The organism is Gordonia sp. 852002-50816_SCH5313054-c (assembly GCF_001665925.1).
In the GTDB taxonomy this organism is placed as follows: Bacteria; Actinomycetota; Actinomycetes; order Mycobacteriales; family Mycobacteriaceae; genus Gordonia; species Gordonia jacobaea.
Genome location: NZ_LZTE01000086.1, coordinates 37,501 through 56,068, shown reverse-complemented (window position 1 = coordinate 56,068; position 18,568 = coordinate 37,501). Strand labels below are relative to the sequence as shown.

Annotated in this window: 21 protein-coding genes; 11 read left to right on the top strand and 10 right to left on the bottom strand. The window is 63.0% G+C overall.

The features are described from left to right. The first annotated feature begins 163 nt into the window (after positions 1 to 163). Complete coding sequence (locus A5788_RS22450) at positions 164 to 820, top strand: CPBP family intramembrane glutamic endopeptidase (RefSeq protein ID WP_049699205.1); 657 nt, start codon at positions 164 to 166, stop codon at positions 818 to 820. A gap of 414 nt (positions 821 to 1,234) precedes the next feature. Here A5788_RS22450 and A5788_RS22445 read toward each other — a convergent pair whose 3' ends face one another. Then, the gene (locus tag A5788_RS22445) at positions 1,235 to 1,576 is read right to left on the bottom strand and encodes a winged helix-turn-helix transcriptional regulator (protein WP_049699454.1); all 342 of its coding nucleotides are present in this window, start codon (positions 1,574 to 1,576) and stop codon (positions 1,235 to 1,237) included. 295 nt (positions 1,577 to 1,871) lie between these two features. Between A5788_RS22445 and A5788_RS22440 the strand changes: the two genes are divergently transcribed. The 5 genes from A5788_RS22440 to A5788_RS23735 all read left to right on the top strand — a co-directional run bounded on the left by A5788_RS22440 (position 1,872) and on the right by A5788_RS23735 (position 5,088). Next, positions 1,872 to 2,954 carry a DUF6670 family protein gene (locus tag A5788_RS22440; protein ID WP_049699204.1) on the top strand — a complete coding sequence of 361 codons (1,083 nt, stop codon included), beginning with the start codon at positions 1,872 to 1,874 and terminating at the stop codon, positions 2,952 to 2,954. A 70-nt stretch (positions 2,955 to 3,024) separates the two neighbouring features. Then, positions 3,025 to 3,543: an SRPBCC family protein gene (locus A5788_RS22435; RefSeq protein ID WP_049699203.1), complete on the top strand. Its 519-nt coding sequence runs from the start codon at positions 3,025 to 3,027 to the stop codon at positions 3,541 to 3,543. Continuing rightward, the gene (locus A5788_RS22430; RefSeq protein ID WP_049699202.1) at positions 3,540 to 4,679 is read left to right on the top strand and encodes a DUF6670 family protein; all 1,140 of its coding nucleotides are present in this window, start codon (positions 3,540 to 3,542) and stop codon (positions 4,677 to 4,679) included. Before A5788_RS22435 ends, A5788_RS22430 begins: the two co-directional genes overlap by 4 nt. Then, positions 4,676 to 4,840, top strand: coding sequence for a hypothetical protein (locus A5788_RS23975; RefSeq protein ID WP_156525603.1), 165 nt, complete (start codon positions 4,676 to 4,678; stop codon positions 4,838 to 4,840). The genes A5788_RS22430 and A5788_RS23975 overlap by 4 nt, the downstream gene beginning before the upstream one ends. Next, positions 4,828 to 5,088 (top strand): nitroreductase/quinone reductase family protein, encoded by a 261-nt coding sequence (locus A5788_RS23735; protein ID WP_082937807.1) that lies wholly within the window; start codon positions 4,828 to 4,830, stop codon positions 5,086 to 5,088. Before A5788_RS23975 ends, A5788_RS23735 begins: the two co-directional genes overlap by 13 nt. 42 nt (positions 5,089 to 5,130) lie before the next feature. Here A5788_RS23735 and A5788_RS22425 read toward each other — a convergent pair whose 3' ends face one another. From A5788_RS22425 to A5788_RS22395, 6 genes are all read right to left on the bottom strand, one after another. Then, positions 5,131 to 5,865: an SMI1/KNR4 family protein gene (locus tag A5788_RS22425; protein WP_231894049.1), complete on the bottom strand. Its 735-nt coding sequence runs from the start codon at positions 5,863 to 5,865 to the stop codon at positions 5,131 to 5,133. Beyond that, entirely contained in the window at positions 5,796 to 6,206 is a 411-nt protein-coding gene (locus A5788_RS22420) for a hypothetical protein (protein WP_082937805.1), read from the bottom strand. Before A5788_RS22420 ends, A5788_RS22425 begins: the two co-directional genes overlap by 70 nt. Positions 6,207 to 6,797: 591 nt before the next feature. Further along, on the bottom strand, positions 6,798 to 7,958 hold the full coding sequence (locus tag A5788_RS22410) for an SMI1/KNR4 family protein (RefSeq protein ID WP_231894048.1): 1,161 nt from the start codon (positions 7,956 to 7,958) through the stop codon (positions 6,798 to 6,800). Between the two features lie 111 nt (positions 7,959 to 8,069). Beyond that, positions 8,070 to 8,858, bottom strand: coding sequence for a hypothetical protein (locus A5788_RS22405; protein ID WP_049699200.1), 789 nt, complete (start codon positions 8,856 to 8,858; stop codon positions 8,070 to 8,072). Positions 8,859 to 8,950: 92 nt separating this feature from the next. Continuing rightward, positions 8,951 to 9,886, bottom strand: coding sequence for a PA domain-containing protein (locus tag A5788_RS22400; protein ID WP_049699199.1), 936 nt, complete (start codon positions 9,884 to 9,886; stop codon positions 8,951 to 8,953). Positions 9,887 to 9,937: 51 nt separating this feature from the next. Further along, the gene (locus A5788_RS22395) at positions 9,938 to 10,360 is read right to left on the bottom strand and encodes a hypothetical protein (protein WP_082937806.1); all 423 of its coding nucleotides are present in this window, start codon (positions 10,358 to 10,360) and stop codon (positions 9,938 to 9,940) included. Between the two features lie 291 nt (positions 10,361 to 10,651). Here A5788_RS22395 and sigM point away from each other — a divergent pair, with 291 nt between their 5' ends. From sigM to A5788_RS22370, 5 genes are all read left to right on the top strand, one after another. Continuing rightward, the gene (gene sigM / locus A5788_RS22390) at positions 10,652 to 11,215 is read left to right on the top strand and encodes an RNA polymerase sigma factor SigM (protein WP_049699197.1); all 564 of its coding nucleotides are present in this window, start codon (positions 10,652 to 10,654) and stop codon (positions 11,213 to 11,215) included. A gap of 109 nt (positions 11,216 to 11,324) precedes the next feature. Next, positions 11,325 to 12,101 carry an anti-sigma factor family protein gene (locus A5788_RS22385; RefSeq protein ID WP_049699196.1) on the top strand — a complete coding sequence of 259 codons (777 nt, stop codon included), beginning with the start codon at positions 11,325 to 11,327 and terminating at the stop codon, positions 12,099 to 12,101. Positions 12,102 to 12,213: 112 nt separating this feature from the next. Next, the gene (gene trxB / locus A5788_RS22380) at positions 12,214 to 13,212 is read left to right on the top strand and encodes a thioredoxin-disulfide reductase (protein WP_049699195.1); all 999 of its coding nucleotides are present in this window, start codon (positions 12,214 to 12,216) and stop codon (positions 13,210 to 13,212) included. A 56-nt stretch (positions 13,213 to 13,268) separates the two neighbouring features. After that, positions 13,269 to 13,607: a thioredoxin gene (gene trxA, locus A5788_RS22375; protein ID WP_005205925.1), complete on the top strand. Its 339-nt coding sequence runs from the start codon at positions 13,269 to 13,271 to the stop codon at positions 13,605 to 13,607. Between the two features lie 285 nt (positions 13,608 to 13,892). Continuing rightward, entirely contained in the window at positions 13,893 to 15,128 is a 1,236-nt protein-coding gene (locus tag A5788_RS22370; protein ID WP_049699194.1) for an N-acetylmuramoyl-L-alanine amidase, read from the top strand. Between the two features lie 39 nt (positions 15,129 to 15,167). Here A5788_RS22370 and A5788_RS22365 read toward each other — a convergent pair whose 3' ends face one another. The 3 genes from A5788_RS22365 to A5788_RS22355 form a co-directional block, all read right to left on the bottom strand. Then, complete coding sequence (locus A5788_RS22365; protein WP_049699193.1) at positions 15,168 to 16,136, bottom strand: hypothetical protein; 969 nt, start codon at positions 16,134 to 16,136, stop codon at positions 15,168 to 15,170. A gap of 198 nt (positions 16,137 to 16,334) precedes the next feature. Then, entirely contained in the window at positions 16,335 to 17,438 is a 1,104-nt protein-coding gene (locus A5788_RS22360; protein WP_049699192.1) for a ParB/RepB/Spo0J family partition protein, read from the bottom strand. Next, a complete protein-coding gene (locus A5788_RS22355) occupies positions 17,435 to 18,409 on the bottom strand; it encodes a ParA family protein (RefSeq protein ID WP_049699191.1) in 975 nt (324 codons plus the stop codon). The genes A5788_RS22360 and A5788_RS22355 overlap by 4 nt, the downstream gene beginning before the upstream one ends. Between the last annotated feature and the right edge of the window lie 159 nt (positions 18,410 to 18,568).

The following is an 18,568-nucleotide window of genomic DNA, read 5'->3' as shown; positions in this document are numbered from 1 at the left end:
CCGGAGACCAGGGGCGTCTCACCTCAACGACACGCCGCGGCCCTGACCAGGCATTGCCCGCTCAACTTCGAAGAGCCACAATGTCTCATCCGCGAGCTCACGCTTGCCCGATTCTCGAAAGCGTCGTCGACTGTGGTTGGTGCCAATTGTTGGTGCCGCGTTAATGCTGACCGCGCAGATGTGCGCTCATTTTCTGCACTTTCCGGGCGTCGAATGGTTGGTGACGGTCGCCGCGGTGGTTGCAGTGTCCATCGCGCTCGCCGCGGGGCTCACTCACGAGGACCTGGGCCTCGGCGGTGCGGGCCTGCGCAGCGGCGGACGATACGCGTTGGTCATCGTCCTTGCGGTCGTTGTTGTGGTCGTTGTCGGCGTCGCCATTCCGCCGACACGCGAGCTGTTTCAGAACGACGCCTATCGCGACCTCGGACACGCGCTACTGGCTGCGTTCGTCGTGATTCCGTTCCAGACGGTGCTGCCCGAGGAGTTGTTCTTCCGTGGTGTGCTGTTCGGCTCGCTGCGTCGACTCACGACGCCCACCCGCGCCCTGCTGATCCAAGCCGTGCTCTTCGGCTGTTGGCATGTGGTCACGTCACTCGGACTCACCGCGGGCAACGCGGGCCTGTCAGACCTCTTCGGACAGACCGTGTTCGCACAGTTCATCGGTGTCGTGGTGGCTGTCGCCGTCACGGCAGCAGCAGGTGTGCTTCTCGGATGGCTCCGCGTGCGCAGCGACAGTCTGCTCGCTCCCATAGCCTTGCACTGGGCCGCCAATGGCATCGGTGCCGTCGGCGCCGCGCTGGCTTGGCGGTTCGGGGGATAGGCGGTCCGAATAGGCGCTCGAACCGGACAGTACACGCGACGATCCGACAACCCCGGTTCGCGCGGCACAGACGAGGTCCGGCCGAATTCGGCGCGATGGCTGGGGCCCGTGTCCGCCGGCGCGGAAAGCAGGGGAAGGGTCCGCGCGGCATCCAGCCGTGCAGAAACTAGGGGAAGTATTCTTTTCCCGGCTTGTGTACGTTTCCGTGAGTTGTTTCTTGGGGAACGGTCAGGGACTCGAGGAAGAGTTCGACAAGGCACCTTAGAGCCGCGTCGCTCGGCCGGGAAAGCAGTAATGAAAGCCACGATTGCGATCCCGATCTTCGATATCTAGGCCGACGCCGGAACTCCCAAGCGGTATAGAGCACATGCCGCCCGCACTCTCCCTTTACGCGACCTGTCGGTGAAACGAGGGTCAATCACGGTGCGCCAATTTCCACGACTTCGCCCATAACTCGAGTGGCCCCAGGCTGACCAGAAGCGCTGCGCCGTGCGTCGTCAACCGGTAGCCCGAGCGCCCTTTGGTGACGATCTTCGCGTCGACCAGCTCGTCGAGCCGCTGAGACATCGTTGTCGGAGACGCCTCGGGAATTCGGCGACGAAGGTCGGAGAATCGCACCGCTCCGAAGCGGAGTTCCCAGAGTATCCGCAACATCCATCGACGGCCCAAGAGGTCGAATGCGGCCATGATCGGCCGACCAGTCTCCGAGCCGCGGACAGCGTTCCCAGGGATGGGAGCTGACTCGTCGTCGGACATGGTTTCGAGAATACCGGGCGACTTCAGCCCCTGAGCGCTGCCACACCCTTGCATCTTTGGTCCAATTAGTGGACTATCGATCGGTATGTCAGTCGGCATAGTTTTATGGCTAGCCCGCGCGGGGAACGGCCCCGAAACCCGTCTGTACTGGCAAACTGTCGTTGACAGCAGTCGCCCGGCGGAGCGACAGCTAGATGATCGATGCATCCGAGCAACCCGAAGTGGTTCATAGATTGGATTACACCGTGTATCAACAGAGACTTCGCGAACCAGATCGTCGACCAGGGCAGCCCGCGTGAACGACCGCATATCGACCGCCGCGGCCGCAGCCATCGTGCAGGTCGCACTCCCATTGGCCGACCGGCGAATCGACGCATCGCAGAAGCCCTATGCGGGCAGCCCGGAACTGATCCCGCACGAGGCATCGCGGCGGTGGGGCTTCACGCATTTCGGAGTCTTCGTGCCACGGTTGCCGGACCCGCATCGATACCTGAATACGATGACCCTGATCGGTGCGACCGGAACCGAGTTGTTCGACAATGACGGGTTCGTCGTCGAGCCCGATGCCCGACGCACGACGACAGTCTTGTCGTCGACAGCACACGGAGATCAGTACCACTACCAGCGCTACGACGCGCGCCGCGATTGTGACTTGGCCGCAGACGGCTCGAAGCTGGCGTGGGGTCAGGACCTCGAGATCGAGGTCGCACTGCCGAAAGTGGCGGTGCGAGGGCGGTATTCGACGTTTTCTGTCGATCTGAATCTGGAGGTCACCGACAATGTCGCCTACTTCACCAAGTCCCCGGTCTATGACCATCTGAGTCTGCTGGCACCGTACACGGGCACGATCACAGACGATGCCGGCGCGACCTCCGTGGAGGGGCTGGGGACCTTTGAATACTGCCGCGCGATGACGCCGCAGAACTTCTCCGCGTCCCCGTTGCCACCACGACTCAAACTGCCGTCGGACTATTTCACCTACCAGATTCTCCAACTCGATGACGTCACCCAGGTGCTTCTCACTGAGGTGCAGGCACGCGGCCAATCGGCGTGCCTGATGGCGCATCTACGGACCGCCTACGGTGATCGACAGGTCTTCGACGACATCGAATTCGAGGTGATCGAGTGGGGTCGCGACCAGGTCGATCCGTGGGGACGCGGTATGCCTGTGCCGCAAAGACTTCGGTGGCTGGTTCGCGACAGCCAAGGTCACGAGGTCCTCGTAATCGACGGCGAGGTCGATGCGCCGTGGCGGTTCGGCCACGGCCGTGGCTACGTCGGCGCTTATCACTACACGGGCACCTTTCGCGCAGCGTCCATCGCCGACACCGGATACATCGAATGGATTGATCTGCGCCGCAAGCAGAGTCGGTCGTAAGCAGACCGGCGGACTGCACTCAGCACAGACGACACCCAGCACTGATCGACTATCAACCAAAGGAGCGCCCATGGCCATCTGGACCACCCTTGACCCCGTCGACCTCAGCTACTTCGACACCGCACAGCACAGCTTCAGCTACGACGTCGACGTTCCGGGCGCTGATCCCGACACCGTCTGGGCAGATATCGTTGCGCCGCAGCCGTTACCGTGGGTGCGCGCGCTGCGCGGGCACTACCTGAGTCCCGAGCCCCTCGGCGTCGGCAGTCGCCGCGAAGTAGCCGTGCTTCGGGGCGTGATGACCTTGCGTGAGCATTTCTTTCTGTGGGACAACACCATTCACCGGCACAGTTTCTATGCCACCGAGGCGAGTGTTCCGCTGTTCCGATCCTTCGCGGAGGACTACCACGTCACAGCGTTGGGATCGGGGAGTAGGTTCACATGGCGTTTCGCGTTCGACGCCCACCGCGGCTTCGGCCCCATCGTCGCCGCAGGTGTCCCTCTCAATCGCCGCCTGTTCGCATCGATCATCGGGGATACCCAGCGCCACTTCGATACCCAGTACCCGGCCCGAGGAGGAGTGCTATGAGTTCCGCGCAGTGTGCAAGGCCATCCGCACGTCCGGTTCACTACACCAGCACCGATCGGTCCGGCGGCCTCAAGCGTCTCGGGATCTCAGCGGTCGCTCGAGTGATGCGTACCTCGAACCACAACTCTGCCGTCCGTGACGACCTCCCCAAAGATCTGACGTTCCCCCCGAGTTCGACGCGCGTGCTGACCAAAGGTGCCGCGCACTACGGCATCATGATCCCCGACCTACCGGAGCCGCATCGATTCCTTGCCCACATGATCGTGATCGGCGGCACCGGATTCCGCGCCTGGGACGACAACGGCGCCATCCCCGGTCGGCCGCGCGGGGTCACGCAACTTGGCTGGGGCACAGCGCAATCCGATCCGACCCGCTCCTTCCACGTCTTCGGCGTCGACGGAACGGAACTGGCCGACGACGGGAGTGTTCTCCGCTTCGGACAGAATCACACTTTGAGCGTCGACTACCCCTCGGTGCACCTACGCAGCACCCTCGACGACCTGAATGTCGCACTCGATCTGCACTGCACAGACGACATCAGCTGGGTCGCCGATAGCGAAATCTACCGCCACTACAGTCTCCTGTGTCAGTACGAGGGCACGATCGCATCCAAAGACTCTGCCGCGCAACAGGTCAGCGGAACCTGCACCTTCGAGTACGGCATCGGCTACGCGCCGTTCATGGACCTGCCGCGGATGCTTCCCACGCCGCTGAAGATCCCCGCCGATTTCTTCACCTACCACGTCCTCGATCTCGGGCCCGGAGAGCAGATCGTTGCGTGCGCGCTTGGCGCCTTCGGCCGCCATACCGCCCTCATGGGCGCAGATATCAGGCAGGTGGGCACGGGCGTACGACGGATCGGAGTCGAGGCAGAGTTCACCGTGACCGAGTTCGCCTCCGTACCAACCAGTTACGACGGCCGCGCCGAGATGGTACTGCCGACCGCGTTCACCTGGCGTTTCACCCATGACGACGGCACGACCTCCTACATCGACGGAACTGTCGATACTCATTGGCTCTACGCGGGCATGGGCTATATCGCCGGATACCAGTGGCATGGCGAGATCGAAGGACGAACGCGTACGGGGCAGGGATACCTCGAATACTCGGACCGACGGGCAGGAGCACTGCGATGACCGCGACGAGAGCATTGACGGCTACGAGCCTGCTCCAGCGGATGGGCACCAACAAGGCTGTGTCGCAGGTCATGCGGCGCTCGGTTCCGCTTGATCGTTCGATCGCCGACTCACCGGCGGACGGCTCCATCTCGTACCCCGCGCACTTCTGCCCCAGCTGATCCTCACCACGACGGGACGTCGAAGCGGCCAGCCACGAACGACGCCTCTCATCTACATAGAGGACGGCAACGACTACGTCGTCGTCGCATCAAATTTCGGCCAAAACCGCCGGCCCGCATGGTCATACAACCTCGAAGCAACACCAAGCGCCACCATCACCATAGGTCGCCAGACAAAGTCGGTACACGTCCAGCGCCTGACGGAATCGGAGCGAACCGCCATCTGGCCCAAGGCAATTGCGACGTGACCCGCCCACCGATCATCGACGTCGAGGGCCAAGCAGTGATCGTCACCTGCGCGGACGATACTTGTGCGTGTCTTCGAAGACCACTTCGAAGGTTCCCGCCTCCGCGGACTCGATGAAGTCGTCGATGCTATCGGCCTGAACGATGGTGTCCTCCCAATCACGATGGCCCGGGAACATCATGACGACAGGGCTTGCGTCGCCGACACGAGTGTCCAACTGCAGTCGGCTCGATCCACCGTCGTTGCCGATCATCGCAGCGCCGATGCGCGGTGACCACTCATAGAACGCGTTCGTCACGTCGGCAATATCGGCGGGTGTGAAGAGTTCGAAATACTCTGGGCCCTCGGCCTTATCGAGGACACTCGCGCCGGTGAGATATTCGACCCAACGCTGCGGAAGCCGAACACCAAGCGCTTCCTCGGCTGAGCGCACCTCGTCAAGCGAACTGCCCGGGCGGTAGGTGAACCGGCGAACCGCGTACACCGATGCCGCACCCACGCCTGTATCGCCGAGTGCGTCGGGCGCGACGAGCTCGTTCGGCGGTAGATGGTAGATGTCGCAACAGATTCCCGGCTCGACGCCTGCCCGTCCTCGTGTGACGACGTCGGTGAAATCATCCCCACTGACCGTCGACGTCGCGTGCGCCATCGCCTCTGCCAGCGTTCCGCGCTCGGGCATGTCCGCCGGTCGTAGCGCCGCCAGCCAGATCACGGCGGACCCTGCTGCAGGATGCGGTCCTCGCGCATCGCTGGCGTCGTGATCTCGTAGATCAGCCATTCGCCGTCGACCTTTTTCAGCGTGAACTCGATGTCGCTACCGAAGCTTGGTGAGGGCGTGCCCGTCGATGTCCCGTCGGTGCGCGTTTCGGCGTAGTCAGTGGTCAGCGTGGCAGTATCACCGGTGATCGTGAGATCCCGTCTGTTGGTGTACTGCGCATTGAAGTGCACTGCGTCGAGTTGCTTGCGCCGTCCGGCGAACGCCTCGTCCGATCCGCCGTAGTAGAAGCGCTCGGGGGCGTCCAGAGTAAGCGTCGCCAAGATGTCGCGACGCGAACCGTGAGACTTCGCGTGCTCGTAGCGATCCACCGCCGCGTATATCTGTGACTCTTGCGATGACATCGAGTTTCAAGAACCCTCTCTCTGTGATTCATTGGGCCGGTTGGGTTTTCACCCACAGTCGCGCGACAGACCGTGCGACACCCTGGTCGGGAAATCGACCTGAGACTCGCACTCGGTACGGCCCGGTGCGACTCCATACAACGATTTCGTGGATCTCATTGGTGTCGTCGAATCGAGTGACCAATTCGTACCCTTCGTCGCCGAGATTGTCGACCGGCCGAACCGTCGACGACGTCGTCCTGCCGTCGAACCGGGTACTGGGCGTTTGTGACTGCTCCTCGAGGATAGGGAGAACACTATCGCGGAGCTGACCGTTGTTCTTGAACGACAAGAGCGAGAATGCGTAGCTATGGGGAAACTCGACCAGGCACGACACCTCCGTGGCCCCTTGTTGACGTATGACGAGGGGCCACGACTCGGCGCCCACAAGGCTGCGTAGTTCGTCAGGTGAGGGACACTGGATGTCCTCGACGTCGTAGGCCATGTGTGCCTCCGTGATGGTTTCGGTGTGACCTTCTGGTTCATTACGTGAGACTCCGGGATCGGATCCAGACCGGTGTTCAATACAGGGATCCACGACGTTTGTGTCACCTATTGAGTTGGCTGCGTCCGCACCCAGAGCCGCGCGATTCTCAGCGCAGTGTCCTGGTCGGGGAAAGCGCCCGAAACCCGCACCCTGTATGGACCCGTGCGACTCCACACGGCGACTTCGAAGACCTCGTTGGTGTCGTCGAAGCGCGTGGTCATCTCGTACGCTTCATCCCCGAGATCGTTGATCGGCCGAATGGTCGACGACGTTGTCCTGCCGTCGGTCCGATCGCTAGGCTTCTGTGCCTGCTCCTCGAGCACCGGGAGGACGCTGTCACTCAATCGACCCTTGTTCTTCAACGACAGCATCGAAAACATGTAGCCGTGCGGAATCACAACCAGGCACGAGACCTGCGTCGCTCCTTGTTGGCGGGTGACGAGAGGTGGCGAGGTTATGTTGAGGGACTTACTCAGATCGTCGGGCGACGGGCACTGGATTTTTTCGATGGCGTAGGCCACGTGCGTCTCCGTGATCGAAGTGGTGTGCTCTTCTTCTGGTCTTCTGGTTCGGTGGTCGAACACGCTGAAACACCGCTGGCGACCGCGAACAGCGTCGCTACGAGTATCGCGCGCCGAACCCAACATTCTTTCATCTCCAGCGAGAGCTGCTAGATCGGCGACCGCTGATTGGAGAGACACCTCGATGCCTTGCTTCAACGTGATCTCGGGAATCGGATCGAGACCTGTATTCAATGCCGACCGCGCACGGCCGTCGTTCGACTCGCTGGGAAAGACATAGATGGTCTCCGGTGAGTACGGCACGACAATGATCGGAATGAGGACCTGGGGATCCACGACGCTGTCAGGCCACGAGTCTGGCGGGCACGACGCAAAGAAGATGTCGCGCAATTCGATCAGCTCGGCCCAGTCGGGACCGCCGATGTCCTCACACGACAACAGCGTGAAACGTCCGGCGAGCCCCACCCAACCGTTGGCCCTGCTGAGCAGCGCACGAGCGTCGGAATCCAGACGTGCCCCAATTCGAGCTTCAGCCGCGTCGATTTGCGCGGGCGTGGCCGGCGGTCGTGGCCCGGACGGCTCGGCGCCCGGCAACGGGACCTCAAGACCCTGCTCGACGAGTTGATGAGACACCTCGGCACACCGAATCACCAAGCTGTCCCAGCTATCTGAATCCGCCGCGTCGCCGATCGTCGTTTCTCCCACGGGTTGAGCATAGATACGGTGCCACCGCGCCTCGGCCGCTGCGAAGAACTCGCTGGGGTATCGAGTGGACTGTCTGCCAGAACCAGAGGAGCGTGAGTGGCCGTCCAGTGCCTACGTTTTGGCGGTCATGAGTTCGCAGAGCATGTCCTCGATCGCAAGCGCGAGGTCGCTGATCGGCTCCAGCGTGTCCGCACCGTCACCCCAACCAGTGTTATCGGCCTGGCGCTGATCCACTGCCCACGCCCGGTTCGATGTGCCTTCGGCGATCACCCGCAGCTGCGAAAAGTCGGGCCACTGATCCCGCGGCACAGCGGCTTGGTAGTCACCCTCGCGGTGCACGTAGATCATTTCCGCATCTGGGTCGACGTAGTCGATCCACAGCTCAGACATCGTGGGCATGTCCCGAACCGCCAGAAGTCCCTGGTCCCAGGAATCAAGCATCAAGCCATCGTGCAGCGTAGTCGCCAGGTCGCCCAGCACGGACCGAACCGACCCCCACCACGGAGGCAACTCCTGTCGGAACGGCTGTCGCCCGATCCAGGCGTTAAAGGGTGCGACGTGGTCGAGATCCCGCGTGATGTAGACCAGTGCGATCTCAGTGGTGTCATCATCGGCATGGTTTTCGCGTCGAAGATCGCGAACTGCGTGGTGCGGAGTCGTCATTCGTGACAGACCTACCTGAATCACGTTGTCCTCCAGGTAGTCCGCCACCCGGGGTAGTCGCGGGCATGCCTCGCGCCACAGCGCCGCAACACTTTCCGCAGCACACTCGCCCGCGGCGAGGAGGTCACGCCAGACTTGAGGCAGGCCACGCGACTCCTCCGGCGTCAAACCGTCCGCTTCCAGATATGTTGCGTGCCACGTGCCATAGAAGGACGCTCGAATCTCATCGGCGTTCACACGAACCCTCCCTCACCTGAGCATTTATGACGGTACTAGTTGCGCGATCGCACTTAACTTCTCTACCTCTTACCGTGGCAAAACGCAGTTAGCTAGATTGGCGATGAGTTCACCTGCCCATGAAAGGAAACACTGAGGGCACGGCCATTAACAAGCAGCCGGATGGATTCCGGTTCGTCGCAGACAAGCACCGGAATCTCGGTCAGATCAATTCGTGGACTCTGCCAGCGCGCGTCCGTCAGACGCTCATCGGAAATGATGACAAGCCCGGCTGCCCCCTCTCGTCGAGCAACGTCGTACTTCTGCTCAAAGCTACAGCCACCGCGGTAACCCACGACGAACTTGCCGCCAGTGTTTGCCCGGCCTGCCTGGCATCCGTCACCGGACACTGTTAGCGGCACTGAAACGCTATCGGTTCCGGTCGAGAACGGAAATGGCTTCAGGCTCACCGGCGTACCGTCAACGGACGCATCGACGGCAGACGCCACGTACGAAAACCTCGTCTTCAGCCCCGCTTCGGGCAGCGGAGAAAATGAGCCGTGCTCGGTCGAGTTCCGGCCGGGTTGAGCATCAGATCCAGTGAAGGAAGGTCCACTGAGAACGGTGGTACCGGCGATGCAGGCTGCGGCTAATCGTCTCAAGTGCTCTTCTGTGGATCCCTCAGTTGCCGCCTTAGTCAGCAGGCGCTCAAAGCGGGCCGGCATTTCAGAAGACCCGACGACACGCCAATGAATCGCGTCGTGCTCGGTTGAGAACGCGGTTGTATAGAGGTGAGGTTCCACCATCTCGTATTCATATATTTCGAAAGCGAGTTCTTCGACGTCGATAGGTTTTGCCAGACTGGCCGGATCGTAAACAATTCCTAATGCTCGGCGGGCATCCCACATCAGATTCGATCGGAAGACAATAAAGATCAGCCCTTGCTCGACCCAGCAAGCCAGCAACGAGATGTCGTCGGAGAACGCGGACCCGGCGACGGACGCTATACGCGTCAGATGTCCTGCCAGCCCATGGGTTTCGACTGTCACCACAACGTCCTTCTGTCTACATTCCCGTACCCAGCTTGGCCGCCAGCCTGATCACGGCGGACCCTGCTGCAGGATGCGGTTATTGCGCAATGCCGGCGTCGTGGTCTCGTAGATCAGCCATTCGCCGTAGACCCTATTCAGAGTGAACTCGATGTCTTGGCCGGTGAGTGTCCTCGGCGTGTCCGTCGGCGACCCGTCGCTGCGTGTTTCGACGTAGTCGGTGGTCAGCGTGGCGGAATCACCGGTGATCGTGAGATCCCTTCTGTTGGTGTACTTCTCGCTGTACTGGGCGGCGTCTAGTTGCTTTCGCCGTTCGGCGAACGCCTCGTCCGATCCGCTCAGGAATTCGCGCTCGGGGGAGTCCGCGGTGAGCGTCGCCAGGATGTCGCGCCGCGACCCGTGAGAGTTCGCGTGCTCGTAGCGATCCACTGCGGCGTGTACCTGCGACTCTTGCGCGGACGTAGGCATCGGCATCGAAGTCTCCTCATGTGTGCCGCAAGCTGCAATCAGAAGCAGGCTCATCGTCGTGGCAACAACGACGACAGCGCGCGCCCTCCTCAGAGGACTCGGCTGAGATCGAATGTGCATCGTCCACTGCTTTCGTTGCGGTATGGCAATAGACCCGGTGGCGCGATCGTACGGGGGATGCTCATCGCTCTTTCCCGCGGCGGGCGCTCTGCGCCACCCGATCCCCAGCCCGACCTCCCTCCACAGCCGACACGCCAACCCGACATACGCGACACCGCGCTGCACTAATCTCAACCCATGCCAGGGGGAACCAGCGACACACGCAGCGACGAGCACCTGCTCACCGCCCATATCAACGGCGACCTCCACGCCTTCTCCACCCTCATCCACCGCCACCAAGAACGCCTCTGGGCCGTCGCCTACCGCACCCTCAACAACCCCGACGATGCCGCCGACGCGCTCCAAGACGCACTCTTCAACGCACACCGAATGGCACACTCGTACCGGGCCGACGCTCGAGTTTCGACCTGGCTGCATCGCATCGTCGTCAATGCTTGCCTCGATCGGATACGACGAGATAAGTTGCGGCCCACAGTTTCTCTTCCTGAGTTCGAGATTCCAGCAATGGCTGCGCGCGAAGACCGCTATGCGGCGGTCGATCTGTCGATGACCATTGGCGACGCTCTCGCGCAACTCCCGGAAGAGCAGCGAGCCGTCGTCGTCGCGCTCGACGTCGAAGGCCTCAGCATCGCGGAAACGGCGCAGCGATTAGGAGTCGCTGAGGGAACCGTGAAGAGTCGTTCGTCGCGGGCGCGTCTCCGGTTGGCGAAGTTGCTCGGTCACCTCAAGGAAGACTCATGAAGACGAGATTCGAGGGAACCAATCCGCGTCGATCAACGTCGAATGTGGCAGTGGACGAGCCAGGCCGCGATCACGGCCACAACAGTCGGGGGAGCAGGACAGCGCAACGATGAACACGCCGTATCCCGAACCGCCCTATTCGGAGGATCTGCTCGCCGACCTCCACGCCGGCGCGCTACCCGACGATACCGCCGCCCACATGCGCGCGCGGATCGCCAACGACCCCGCAGCCCAGCGTGTACTGGCTGCCCTTGACCGCACCACCGACTCGCTGCGTTACCTCTCCGATGAATCGAAACCCGTTCCGCCAGAAGTCGATTCGCGGATCGCCGCGACACTGTCGGCCATTCAGAACGACTCCAGGGCGCGCCACGACGCGCAGCAGGCGTCGACGGCCCCCGTCGATCTCTCCGAACGTCGACGACGTTCGACGACCCGCGCCCCGCGTGCACGGTTCGCAGCCCTGCTGGTGGGTGCCGCGGCTGCGATCGCGATGCTCGTGGGAGTCGTCGCAGTCATCGCCACCAGGACCACGGACGAACCGGGCGCGGGAGTGCAAGCGCAACCATCAACCTCGGCCAACACGACGCAACCCGATACAACGCAGCTCGACGGCGTCGAGAAGGCTTCGGCGTTGTCCGTGCTCGGAAAGACCGCCCACGCGCCGTTCGAATCCGACGAAGCGCTGCGGCGGTGCACCGCGGCCAACGGTGTAGCGGCGTCAACTCCGGTCCTCGGTTCCGGCGAGATCACGGTGGGAGGGTCGGAGCGTGTGGTGATTTTGCTCGGGACCGGAGTCGCCGGGCGGTTCGACGCGCTCGTCGTCGAGCAGGGATGCGATACCGACAACCCGGCGACGGTGTCGCGCACCAGACTGGGTGGGTGAGCGCCACGGCATCAGCAGCGGGAACATCTGCCCTTAGGCTTGTGTTGAACGAGCCGACAACGCGCACCGGAGAACCAGCGGTACCGCGCGTCGCCACAAGCACGGAGGACGGATGAGCCAGACAGACAACCAGCAGATCCACGACCTGATCATCATCGGGTCCGGACCGGCCGGATACACCGCTGCCGTATACGCAGCCCGCGCCGAATTGGCACCGGTCGTCTTCGAGGGAACGCAGTTCGGCGGTGCGCTCATGACCACCACCGAGGTCGAGAACTACCCCGGATTCCAGAACGGCATCCAGGGTCCCGCGCTCATGGACGAGATGCGTGAGCAGGCCATCAGGTTCGGCGCCGATCTCCGCATGGAAGACGTCGAGGCAGTCCGCCTGACCGGCACGATCAAAGAGGTCGACGCCGGCGGCGAGACGCATCGCGCCTATGCGGTCATCCTCGCGATGGGTGCCGCTGCCCGCTACCTCGAGATCACCGGCGAGCAGGAACTCCTGGGCAGGGGAGTCTCGGCGTGTGCCACCTGCGACGGCTTCTTCTTCAAGGACCAAGACATCGCGGTCATCGGTGGCGGCGATTCGGCGATGGAGGAGGCCACCTTCCTCACCAAGTTCGCCCGCAGCGTGAAGCTGATCCACCGCCGTGATGAGTTCCGGGCGTCGAAGATCATGCTCGAGCGCGCTCGCGCCAACGACAAGATCGAGTTCGTCACCAACTCCGCCGTCACAGGCGTGCTGGGCAGCAACTCGGTGACGGGCCTCGAACTGACCGACACGCGGACCGGCGACAAGCAGAACATCGACGTCACCGGCATGTTCGTGGCCATCGGTCACGACCCGCGCAGTCAGCTCGTCCGCGGTCAGATCGACCTCGACGACGAGGGCTACGTCAAGGTCTCCGGCCGCACCACCTACACGTCGGTGCCCGGCGTGTTCGCTGCGGGCGACCTCGTCGACCACACCTACCGGCAGGCCATCACCGCCGCAGGCAGTGGATGTGCGGCCGCGATCGACGCCGAGCGGTGGCTCGCCGACCAGGGCGACATCGAGCCGATGCCGATCGAGGGTGACGTCGTCGCAACGGTCGCACCGACCGTCTGACCAGCTGTTTCATCCCCAACCCGATACCTTGCACCACGTCCAGAGGAGGACACATCATGGGAGCAAACACCGTGGCCGTCACTGACGCCACCTTCAAAGATCAGGTACTCGAGTCCAGCGGACCGGTCCTCGTCGACTTCTGGGCGACCTGGTGCGGCCCGTGCCGCATGATCGCACCGGTCCTCGAAGAGATCGCCCGTGACTACGGCGACAAGCTGACCGTCGCCAAGGTCGACGTCGACGAGAACCCCGGCGTTGCCCGTGACTACAAGATCATGTCGATCCCGACCATGATCCTGTTTCAGGACGGCAAGCCGACCAAGACGATCGTCGGCGTCAAGGGCAAGGCCGCGCTCCTGCGCGACCTCGACTCCGTCGTCGGGTCCAACGCCTAACCGACACCTCAGCAGTGACGTCGCTCACGTACCTTCGTGAGCCGACCAGGCCATCGTCGAACACCTCACCTGGCGTTCGACGGTGGCCTGTACTGCTAGTTTGGCATCACGAACTATCTGCTGCGTGTCGTCGGCGGCGAACGGTAGCCTCGGGGACGCGGCACAGAGTGGATCGGTTCAGCCGCGTGGATGAGTTTTGCTCACATGCCACGACCTGAGACAATTCACTTTGGTTCAATGTCGTCCGTGTCCCCTCACGGCGACATGTCCAATTGAGGAGATGAGATGCCAACGTTCCGACTGGGAGATCGTGGGTCGGCCGTAGCCGAGATTCGATCTATCCTCTCCGGACAGGGACTGCTCAGCTCCACTCCGGGCCGTCACGCGGCACCCGAGAGCGCAGGAACACCTACGCCGAACGGCCCTTCCAACGGGGAAGCGGCCCAGAACGGTGCGGTCATCCACAGCACCGAGGACGCCCTCTTCGACATCGATGTCGACCATGCCGTGCGCGCGTTCCAGCAGCAGCGCGGCCTGATCGTCGACGGCATCGTCGGCCAGGCGACGTATCGGTCGCTGCGCGAGGCGTCGTATCAACTCGGCGCGCGCGTGCTCCTCTACCGTCTGTCGGCTCCCATGGTCGGCGACGACGTCGCCACGCTCCAGAGCCGACTGCAGAACCTTGGCTACTACACCGGACTCGTCGACGGCGTCTTCGGGGAGAGCACCCACAACGCGGTGTGCCTCTACCAGAGCGAGTACGGACTCTCCGCCGACGGCATTTGCGGTCCGTCGACGCTGCGCGCACTCGACCGGCTCGGTACCCGTGTGACCGGCGGGTCGCCGTATGCGATCCGTCAAGAAGAGCATGTTCGACGCTCCGGCCCGCAACTGTCCGGTAAGCGGATCGTCATCGATCCGGGAACCGCTGGGATGCACGCACTTTCGACAGGAGCCGTCGCCGAGTTGGAATCCCGCGTGCTGTGGGATCTCGCCGCTCGCCTTGAAGGCAGGATGGCTGCTGCAGGAATGGAGACCTTCCTGTCGCACGACGGTCGCGGCCACGCATCCGACGACGAGCGTGCTCGGGTGGCCAATCTCGTCGACGCCGACATGATGATTTCGCTGCGATGCGGACACCACGAGACACCCGCCGCGAATGGCGTCGCGTCGTTCTACTTCGGTAACAACCGCGGGTCGTATTCGACCATCGGGCGCAACCTCGCCGACTTCATCCAGCGTGAGATCGCCGCGCGCACACCGCTGACCGACTGCCGCGTCCACGAACGCACCTGGGACATCCTTCGGCTCACCAGGATGCCGGTTGTCCTCATCGACGTCGGCTACATCACCAACCCTGACGACGCCAAGGTGCTCGACGATCCGCACTATCGCAACGTGATTACCGAGGCCATCCTCGTCGCGGTGAAGCGCCTGTACCTGCTCGGCGAGAACGACCGTCCGACAGGCACCTACACGTTCGCAGATCTCCTTGCGGCCGAACGTATTTCCGGATTCTGACCGGTAGGTATCCAGCTCTTCCCGCGAGCTCGGTCGCGGTTAGCTTTCGCGTGCCCGCTTAAACCGGTTTCGCGCTCCGCTACGACTACCGGCCGGAACGGTGAGCCGCTCTCTGCCGACGAGATCGATCGCGGCCATCACGACGAGCTTCTCCAAGGCGCTCTCGACCCCGACCTTCCAGCCGAGTCCTTCGTCGAGCTCCAGTCGAAAGCGGGGGAACCGCACATGCGACGCGACGACGTCGAACGCCGAGTCCTTCAGGACCTCGGCGTCGATCATGCATTGCCCGCACAGATCCTGACCCGGACCGTCGAGGATTTCACGCGCAATCTCGACGACGGCCTCATCCGACCACGTACTCAGGTCGCCGAAATCTGTTGTGCCGGAGCTCTTTCCATCATCTGCTGATTCGTCGTCACCGAAATACGCTGCGGGAGAATCATACTCACGCTCGAGTGCGTCGCGCGACGAACCGTGTCGGGAGCCCCCGTAGCGAGACCCACCGTGTCGAACGAAACCGAACGCTTCGACTGCGCGGACACCGCGTCGAATCAGATCACTGACCACGGCATCGACGAGTAGGTCGGCTGCTTCCTCGAAACCTGGCTCGGTGCGCACCGATGTCAGCAGCACCGCGTCGGCGCTCACCGGCGACGTCGGAAAACTTCGCGAGCGGGGGACGCGTCCGGGTGGAGCGTAGAGGGCTGCGCCGACGACCACGCCGGTCGACGAGTCGATCGCGATCTGGCCGCAGGTGCCCCATTCGAGGAGGACCGACGAGATCCACGCCTCCTTGTCGAACTCGCTCTCGAAGTTGGTGAGGCTCGCCGGTCCCGCCGGCACCTCGGTGGACGACGCGGAGCCGCGCACGGGGGAGGGGTCGTCGTCGGGAGGGGTGGGCGCCGCGTTGGTGAACGTCGGATCGACTTCCCAGAACACGCAACGACGGGTGTGCGGGGGCAGTGACTCGAATGCTTCGAGATCGAGGCTGGAAATCGTGAAGTTCATTGTGAATCCTCGTCCCGACGCATCGGTCGACCGTCCACGAACGTGAAATCTGATGTCCTGCAGGGTGTTTCACTGTTCATGTGCTCGGTGTGCTGCTCGACTGTCACTGTGACGAAACTTTCGGATGCGGTGGGTCACGAATTTTCGCGGGTGTCGGCGCCTCCGGTCGCTGTTATCTCCCCGAGGCGCCGATCGCTGCTACGTCTTCGGTTGGATCAACCCCACAATACGTTCGAGGTCGTCGACCGAGCCGAACTCGACGACGATCTTGCCCTTGCGCTTGCCGAGACTGACGGTCACGCGGGTGTCGAGGCCGTCGGAGAGCCGCTCGGCGAGATCCTGCAGACCCGGCATCTGCATCTGCCGACGCTTCGGGGATGGGGTGGGGGTCGACGGTCCGTCGCCACGATTGGCGAGAGTCACCGCTTCCTCGGTGGCCCGGACCGACAGTCCCTCAGCAACTATCCGCGCGGCGAGCGCTTCTTGCTGATCGCTTCCGGTCTCCAGTGACAGCAGTGCGCGTGCGTGGCCGGCCGACAGCACGCCCGCGGCAACTCGACGCTGCACTGGGATCGGGAGCTTCAGCAAACGGATCATGTTGGTGATCACCGGGCGCGAGCGTCCGAGGCGGCTGGCCAGTTCCTCGTGGGTGACGTCGAACTCCTCGAGAAGCTGCTGATATGCGGCCGCCTCTTCCAGAGGGTTGAGCTGTGCGCGGTGGATGTTTTCCAGCAGGGCGTCGCGCAGCATGTCGCCGTCTGGTGTCTCGCGCACGATCGAGGGGATCGCCTCGAGGCCTGCTTCCTGGCTCGCTCGCCAGCGTCGCTCGCCCATGACGATCTGATAGAGCACGCCGTCGGGTGTCGGAGTCGCGAGCTTGCGCACGACGATCGGCTGCATGAGCCCGAACTCTTTGATCGAGTGCACGAGTTCGGCCATCGCCTCTTCGTCGAAGACGCTGCGTGGCTGGTGCGGGTTCGGCTGAATGAGTGTGGGAGTCAGCTCGCGATAGACCGCTCCGGCCTCGTCGACAGTGACCACGGCAGACGCGTTTCCGTTAGTGCCCGATTGCGTTGCATCGGTCGGCGCCGTCGTGGTGCTCTGCGGACTTCCGTTCGCAGGGGAGGTGGGAGCGTCACTACCGCCTGCACTGCCCCCGGAATTTCCCTTTCCGATCACGACATCGGCAGCAGCCGAGCCGAGTCGGGGAGCGCTCGACTCGTTCTCCGAGGGGCCGGTCGGGATGAGGGCTGCCAGACCGCGGCCGAGTCCTCCGCGTCGTTGGGCGTCTCGTTGACTCACTGCTGTCCTCTCGAGAGGTCCGTGGTGGAGGGGAATTCGTCCTTGGCACGCATGGCGATTTCACGCGCAGCGTCGAGGTAACTCATTGCTCCACGTGAACCCGGGTCGTACTCGATGATCGTCATGCCGTACCCCGGTGCCTCGGACACCTTCACGCTGCGGGGGATCACGGTGCCGAGCACCTTGTCGCTGAAGTGGCGTCGCACCTCGTCGGCGACCTGATCCGCGAGTTTGGTTCGGCCGTCGTACATCGTCAACAGAATCGTCGAGACGTGGAGATTCGGGTTCAGGTGCGCTTGGACCAGTTCGATGTTCCGTAGGAGCTGGCCGACACCTTCGAGGGCGTAGTACTCGCACTGGATGGGGATGAGCACCTCTCGAGCCGCGACCATCGCGTTGACGGTCAGCAGACCCAGCGACGGTGGGCAGTCGATGAAGATGTAGTCGAAGCCGAACTCCGCGACCGATGGATCGTTCAGCGCATTGCGGAGTCGGTTCTCCCGAGCGACCAGCGAGACCAGTTCGATCTCGGCGCCAGCCAGATCGAGGGTCGCGGGTACGCAGTAGAGGTTCTCGTGACTCGGGCTCTGCTTCACCGCCTCCTTGAGCGTGACCTCGCCGAGGAGCAGCTCGTAGACCGATGCGATATCGGGCGCGCGATGGTCGATGCCCAGAGCTGTACTCGCATTGCCCTGCGGGTCGAGGTCGACGACCAGGACGCGCAGCCCGTGCAGCGCGAGCCCCGAGGCCAGGTTCACGGCCGTGGTCGTCTTCCCGACGCCGCCCTTCTGGTTCGCCACCGTCATCACGCGCGTGTGCGGGGGGCGGGGTAACTGGCCCGCGCCTCCAGGGGTCAGTACTTGACTGGCTCGGGCTGCGGCGGCGGCGATGGGAGTGTCGTCGAATTGCTCGGGCGTCGGCGTGGCCGTCGGAATCGTTTCACGTGAAACATCCGGCTGTTGGTCGGTCACGCTGTGGCTCCTCTGCGATATTTCGTAAGCATCGTCGGCGTCCAAGATTGTTCCGCCCCTCTATCGTGCAGCACGCACGATCCCTCGCCCACACTCCGATGTCTTGTCCATTTTGCTCCCTCAAGCCGTCGCAAACCAACTGCAGACGTCAGCAACTCA

Bases quoted from the DNA above. Each gene is read 5' to 3' on its own strand.
- A5788_RS22395 (WP_082937806.1), bottom strand. From the start codon at position 10,360: ATGCCGATGCCTACGTCCGCGCAAGAGTCGCAGGTACACGCCGCAGTG.
- trxA (WP_005205925.1), top strand. From the start codon at position 13,269: ATGGGAGCAAACACCGTGGCCGTCACTGACGCCACCTTCAAAGATCAG.
- A5788_RS22425 (WP_231894049.1), bottom strand. From the start codon at position 5,865: ATGGCTGATCTACGAGATCACGACGCCAGCGATGCGCGAGGACCGCAT.
- sigM (WP_049699197.1), top strand. From the start codon at position 10,652: ATGCCAGGGGGAACCAGCGACACACGCAGCGACGAGCACCTGCTCACC.
- A5788_RS23975 (WP_156525603.1), top strand. From the start codon at position 4,676: ATGACCGCGACGAGAGCATTGACGGCTACGAGCCTGCTCCAGCGGATG.
- A5788_RS22435 (WP_049699203.1), top strand. From the start codon at position 3,025: ATGGCCATCTGGACCACCCTTGACCCCGTCGACCTCAGCTACTTCGAC.
- A5788_RS22420 (WP_082937805.1), bottom strand. From the start codon at position 6,206: ATGTCATCGCAAGAGTCACAGATATACGCGGCGGTGGATCGCTACGAG.
- A5788_RS22365 (WP_049699193.1), bottom strand. From the start codon at position 16,136: ATGAACTTCACGATTTCCAGCCTCGATCTCGAAGCATTCGAGTCACTG.
- A5788_RS22445 (WP_049699454.1), bottom strand. From the start codon at position 1,576: ATGTCCGACGACGAGTCAGCTCCCATCCCTGGGAACGCTGTCCGCGGC.
- A5788_RS22370 (WP_049699194.1), top strand. From the start codon at position 13,893: ATGCCAACGTTCCGACTGGGAGATCGTGGGTCGGCCGTAGCCGAGATT.
- trxB (WP_049699195.1), top strand. From the start codon at position 12,214: ATGAGCCAGACAGACAACCAGCAGATCCACGACCTGATCATCATCGGG.
- A5788_RS22385 (WP_049699196.1), top strand. From the start codon at position 11,325: ATGAACACGCCGTATCCCGAACCGCCCTATTCGGAGGATCTGCTCGCC.
- A5788_RS22430 (WP_049699202.1), top strand. From the start codon at position 3,540: ATGAGTTCCGCGCAGTGTGCAAGGCCATCCGCACGTCCGGTTCACTAC.
- A5788_RS22450 (WP_049699205.1), top strand. From the start codon at position 164: ATGCTGACCGCGCAGATGTGCGCTCATTTTCTGCACTTTCCGGGCGTC.